This is a genomic window from Pseudoalteromonas sp. S2893 (assembly GCF_005887105.1).
Taxonomy (GTDB): domain Bacteria; phylum Pseudomonadota; class Gammaproteobacteria; order Enterobacterales; family Alteromonadaceae; genus Pseudoalteromonas; species Pseudoalteromonas atlantica.
The window spans coordinates 23053-29846 of sequence record NZ_PNCY01000048.1; the positions used below are offsets into that span (position 1 = coordinate 23053).

Consider the following 6794-nt stretch of genomic DNA (forward strand, 5'->3'; position numbering starts at 1 on the left):
TTATTTAACTGAAGTGGGTTACTGATTTAAATATCTGTTTGATTATTACCATTTTCAATTAAGTGTTTAATCATTTCCTCTGATTGATTTTGAACATCAACTGCTGGCGCAGCTTCATCGGTACTTCCGCCACTTTGTGCTGGGCTATAAGCGATTGCAGAGCCTTCATCGTCAATCAAAGTATTAAGAGCAACGAGTTGCTCGGTGTCTTGGTCAATAATTACATCATTGATATTAAGGGGCTCTGTAGAGCTCATTGACACCGTTTGCTCTGTACTCGATAAAGCACTTACATTACTTAAATTAACCGTTTCTCCTAAAGCATCGCTGGTTACTGCTTCATTTGGCATAGTAGCGCCTAATGCTGCTTCTTCACTAAACGGCTCAGCGGCTCCTTCTAAGCCAAATGTTGTATCGGTGGCACTTGCACTGCTTCCTGCGCTAGCAAGTTGTGGGTCGTTTCCTTGGTCAATAATATTGTCATTAATATCCTTAATTAAATAATTACCGGCTTCATCAACTGTGATAAAGCGATAATCAGACCAAGAACCTAAATCAAGAACTGATAATAATGAACTCCAATTTCCATTCTCATCAGGTTGAATTTCCATAGCGCTTTCTAGCACATTTAAGTTTAGGTTTAACACCTCAAGGCCAAGTAAGTTTGCTCCTACAACATATACACTATTTCCTTCTTCTACTGTGCCTTCTGCAGTTAAACCTATTCCTAGTAAGCCCCAGTAATAGTTAGACACTTCGAAGTCTACCGGCGTTGAGTCAATCACTAACCCAGATAAGCTTCCACTTGAAGTAATATTTCCTGATTCATCAGTAGCGGTAGCCGTTACAGTGTATGCTCCATCGAGTAAAGCATTGTCTGGTGATACGCTCCATACACCTGTCTCACCCGCTGTTGTATCCTTGGTTACAACAGTACCGCTTTCATCTATAAAGCTTACAGTAATATCTTCATTTGCTCCTGCGGTACCGGTGATCTTAGGTGTGCTATCGGCTGTTAATTCTAAACCAGAGTTAATTACTATGCCTGAATCAACTATGCTGATTATAGATTGCTCGCCAATATTACCTGCGTTATCAAGTACGCTTACATCAACGCTGTAATTCCCTTCACTAAGAGGCTGCGAAGCTGTAACACTCCACGACCCATCTGTGTTTACTGTTGTTGAAACATTGTGTGTTTCACCTAGTGCGTCAGTAAACATCACCATAACTGCAGCTCCAGCAAAACTTCCGGTTACCGAGCCTGTAATAGTCGGTGTGGTATCTTGGCCTACTGCAATAGGGTCTATAAATACAATAGGTGCTGTGTAATCAGTACTTGAAACCATGGTATCGCTTGATGAGTTTCCTGCAGCATCACTCACTGTTGCAGTAGCACTAAAACTGCCTTCACTAAGCGGCGTAACAGCTGTGACTGACCAAGTTCCGTTACCTGCCACTTGCGCAGTTAATGTTTGCGAATCACTATTAGCATCAGTAAGTACTACGCTTATGGTTGTACCTGCCGGAGCATCACTTGTACCTGAGATGGTTGGCAGTGAGTTATTCGTAACTGCAAGTTCATTAATTTCAATTGTAGGCGGAGTTAAGTCAACTATGCCATTAAGACTTGTAGAGCTTGTAAGGTTTAAGTTTTCGACTGTTGCATCAACCGTAAATGCACCTTCAGCTAATGGAGTGGTCGGTATTAATGTCCATACACCAGCAATAGCTTGAGTGTTATAGGTTGTTGCATTACCACTGCTATCTGTAATAACCACTTCTACATTACCGTTTATTACATCGGTAGTACCACTAATAGTAGGGGTTGTATCGCTTGTATCTATTATTGGGTTAATTAATAGACTCGGTAAAGTGGTGCTCACAACGCCCGTTTTCGTCACCGTTGCTATATTGCCTGCGTTATCAATACTAGTAGCCTCGACGGTTAAATCGCCCTCAGCAAGTAAAGGTGCAACAACAAGCCACGTGCCATCTCCTAATACTGTTGTAGTAACTTCATAAAGTGTGTTTGTGGAGTCGGTAATATTAACCGTGATTAAGCTACCGGTTTCTTCGTCACTGGTGCCAGTAATAGTAGGCGTTAATGTATTAAGTACACCAAAGGCGTCTATTTCTAACGATGGCGGTATGGTATCAATCGTCACTTGCTCAGTAGCAGACTGGCCTACATTACCCGCAGCATCAGTAATACTTGCGAATACACTATATATACCATCAGGTAGGCTAGTGGTTACTAATGACCACGTGCCATCGCTACCAACAAGGGCATCAAATACTGTTGCGTTGCCGTTACTATCTATCACAGTTACATCAATGTCTGTGCCCGGAGCCTCCTCTGAAGTACCAGAAATAGTTAGAATGTCAGTATTGCTGATGCTCAACGGTAAAATATCTACCACAGGCACTAACGTATCAACAACAAACTCGAGCGTTTGTGTTACTACATTGCCGGCATCATCAGTGATACTCACGTTGGCAACATGCTGCCCTTCAGTCAGCGCATCAACCTCCAGTGAAAATAGCCCTGCTGCATTCACTGTTGTTGTTAGTACTGAACCTCCGTCCAGCTGAATCTCTACCACTCCATTAATTAAATCACTGGTCCCTTGAATAATTGGAGTAGAATCTGACGTTGTACCAATCACTTGCAAATTAAGCGTTGGCGAGATGGTATCTACTACACTACTTAGCAGCTGTGTAGCTGTGATCCCGACTTCACTTAATACATTTACAGTTACAGTAAACACGCCCTCAGCAAGTGATTGAGGAACCTGTACAATCCATGAATTATCTGCCTGCACTATAGCAACCAAATCTTGTGCTATGTTATCGCTATCTACCACTCTAACTAGCACTTCGCTGCCTGGGGCTTGGTCGGTCGTACCGCTAATTACTGGTAAATCACCCTCGCCAGCTACAAAGTCAACCACCGCATTAAGTAACGGCGTTGAAGCATCTACATCTGCCGTCGTTATAGTGGTGGTGTTACCCGCTTCATCAGTTGCGGAGGCTTCAACAACTGATAAGCCAATAATATTAACCGCTAGGCCTAATAACTCCCAATCACCATTGGCATCGGTGGTTACATCGTAAGTTAAGTTAGCCAAATCACCTGCTAGTTCTAAATTAACGGTGACTGTTTTACCTTCACCTAAATCGGAAGTACCAGATAAAGATACTAGCTGTCCTAATACGAACGAAGGCACAATAGTAAGCTCTGGCCCAACTGTATCTACTTCGCCACCTGTTTTACTATCAACAGAGGTATTTCCTGCGCTATCAGTAATCGTTGCCGAAACACTGTAAACACCTTCTGCTAATACGTTGTCTGCAGCGGCTTGCCAGTCCCCATTAGCATCCGTTTGTACGGTAATTTGATGCGATGCGCCAGCTGAGTCAGTAAACGTAACGAAAACGTTTGTATTGGGCTCGTTTGATGTGCCACTAATTAATGGCGTGCTGTCTTGGGTAAGTATTAATGAACTTTGATCAATACTAATTTCTGGCGCAATTGTATCTATATTAGCGTTAGTGATATTGCTGCCTGTATTTCCGGCATTATCAGTAATAAATACTTCTACTGAATATGCCCCTTGCGAAAGACTATTGCTTGCCTCTACTGACCAAGTTCCACCGGCTTGCACCGTTGTATTGACAGTATGCGCATTTCCTTGGAAGTCGGTAAATACCACAGCAACCACATCTCCTACGGCTGCACCTGTTACACTTCCAGAAACGCTAGGTGTTAAATCTGTACTACCTACAATATCGTTAATGCTAACCACTGGTGCGGTTATATCAACAACACCGGTAGTGCTAGTATTTACAGGGTTCCCCGCGGTATCACTTGTTGATGCAGTAACAGTATATGTGCCTTCGCTAAGCGATAAAGGAGCTGCAACTGACCATGTGCCATTTGCACCTACTGTGGCATTAACTGTTTGCTCTGCGCCTAAGCTATCTGTAATCAAAATAGCGACTATGGCGCCTTGTGGGGCTGTACTTGTACCTGAAATTGTAGGCGTTGTATCATTACTCGTTAGTAGCGGTGTAATATTCAATTCTGGGGCTGTTAAATCTATCAGCCCTGTATCTGTTGCACTGCTGGTTAAGCCACCTTCAGTCACATTGGCTGAAACAGTAAACGTGCCCTCAGGAAGGATATTTGTCGCATCTACACTCCATGTATTATCAGTTACAGTTGTTGTAACCGTGTGCGAGACATTATTAATATCGGTAATTGTAACCGTAACTAGCGTACCATTTGCAGCACTACTCGACCCAGAAAGCGTAGGTGTTTGATCGTTTGTATCAACAATAGTGTTTATATTAATGGTAGGTGCATTAGTATTAAGCGTGGCAGTAGCATTTGCTTCACTACTGTTACCTGCAGTATCAGTAATGCTTGCTGAAACTGTCACTTGTCCATCAGTTAATGGCGTGGTTACATCAACACTCCAAGCCCCGCCTGCTCCCACAGTCGTTGCGTAGGTATCAGTGCTATCACCATCAGTAATTGTGACATTAATTGTAGTACCTTCAACCTCATTAGATGTACCTGAAATAGTAGGCGTGCTGCTATTAATTGTACCTAATGCGTCAATGGTAATGGTTGGTGCTTGAGTATCAACAAGCCCTGTTCCAGTCGCTGAACCTGTATTATTAGCATCGTCGGTAATACTAACAACAACACTGTAATTTCCTTCAGGTAAATTAGGCGCTGTTGTTTGCCAATTACCATTTACATCAACCGTAGCAGCTAACGTATGCGTATCACCATTACTATCTGTAATAACAATATCTACATTTGTTCCAGTAGGTTCACCAGATGTACCACTAATAACTGGCGTATCTGTGTTAAATACGGTTATGTCGTCCAATGCGACTATTGGTATCTGAGTATCAATTGTTAAGTCGATTGTTGTGTTAGTGATATTATTGGCGTCGTCAGCAACATTAATTTGCGCCGTATAGTTACCATCGGTAAGTGCAGTTGGTACCTCTACCTGCCAATTTCCATCAGCATCTACTACCGCAAAAAAGGTTTGGCCATCAATGCTAATTATTACATCAGCACCTATGGCATCACTGGTGCCTGATAGGGTTGGCGTTGTATCTGCTGTAGTGTCGATAGGATTAACGCTAAGAGTAGGTGCTATGCTGTCTATTTCACCTTGTGCTTGCTCAGTGGTTAAATTACCCACATCGTCTCTTACCTCTGCGGTAACAGTGTACTGCCCTTGTGCTAACTCGGTTGGCACTTCAACAGACCAACTTCCATTAGCTTGAACTATGGCCGTAAACTGCTGGCTTTGACCTGCACTATCTACAACGGTTAGTTCTACCTCGGTTCCTTGAACCATATCAGTAACACCAGAAATCACAGGCGTTGCATCATTCGATAATGCATCTACAGTAACAGTAAGCGCAGGTGCTTCATTATCAAAATTAAGTGAGTTGACGCTCGCAACATTGCCGGCTGCATCACTTGCAGTTGCAGTAACATACGCAAGACTAAGCAGAGGTACTGTTATGTTGGCAAGTCCCCATGTGCCATCAGCGTTCGTGGTAGCAGTGTAGGTAGCGCCTACAGCACCGCCAACAAGATACTCGGTAATTGTGATCACTGACCCTTCTGGTAAATCAGAATCCCCTGAAAGAGAGACTAAATTCCCCAACAAGAACGAAGGAATGATCTCTAAGGTCGGTGGGGTCACATCCACCTCGCCCGTATCACTGCCTGTGCCGGTGTTGCCCGCCGCATCGGTAATGCTGGCGCTAACACTGTAGTTACCTTCGGCTAAATCAGTCGCTGGGGTGGCACTCCAGTTACCATTGGCATCGGTTTGTACATCAATAGTTTGTAAGGCATTGGCTGCATCGGTAAAGGTTACCGTGACGGTGCTGTTTGGTGCATCACTGGTGCCCGTAACTGTTGGTGTGCTGTCATTGGTGAGCGCTGGTGCATCCACACTCACACTTGGCGCGGTGGTATCGATGTTACCGCTGCCAGAGATATCAGTGCTGTTACCTGCGTCATCGCTAATGCTGGCCTCAATGCTGTAAGGCCCTTCTGCAAGTGCCGTCGGTACTTCCACTGAGAAGTTGCCGCTCGCATCCACGGTAGTGGTAAAGGTTTGCTGGGCTCCTAAATCATCGATAACCGTAAAGGTGATCACGGTGCCTTCTAGTGCATCACTGGTGCCGCTTAGAGTCGGTGTAACATCGTTACTTGAACCTGGGCTGGTTAAATCAAGCGTTGGCGCAATGGTATCAACCTCCCCTGCGCCTGTGGCGGTCGCTGAGTTACCCGCTGTATCGCTTACGCTTGCACTTACGGTATAACTGCCCTCAGCAAGGGCTGTTGTAACAGGGACTGACCATGTACCACTTGCGCCCACTGTGGCGGTAATGGTTTGCTGTGCGCCGGCGTTGTCTGTCACAATAATTGTCACTTCACTGCCTTGTGGCGCATCACTTGTGCCGGAGATCGTCGGTGTTGTGTCGTTGCTAACGCCGTTATCTGTAATAACAAGGCTCGGTGGGGTTAAATCAATCTCACCGGTTTCGCTCGCGCTGCCGATATTACCCAGACCATCGTCTACCTCGGCGGTCACTGTGTACTCACCTTCAGCTAATTCACTCGGCGCAGCAACGCTCCATACGCCACCGGTTACTGTGGTGGTTGTGGTGGTTTCAGCGCCTGAACTGTCTACAAACGTTAGGCTAATGGTGGTGCCATCGGCTGCATCACTTGTCCAATATATGTG

The 6794-nt window shown here is 44.7% G+C and carries 1 protein-coding gene; it reads right to left on the reverse strand.

From position 1 onward, the window contains the following. Window positions 1-26 precede the first annotated feature (26 nt). A partial coding sequence (locus CWC04_RS17495) for an Ig-like domain-containing protein (RefSeq protein WP_171038596.1) occupies window positions 27-6794 on the reverse strand: 6768 nt, incomplete at its 5' end.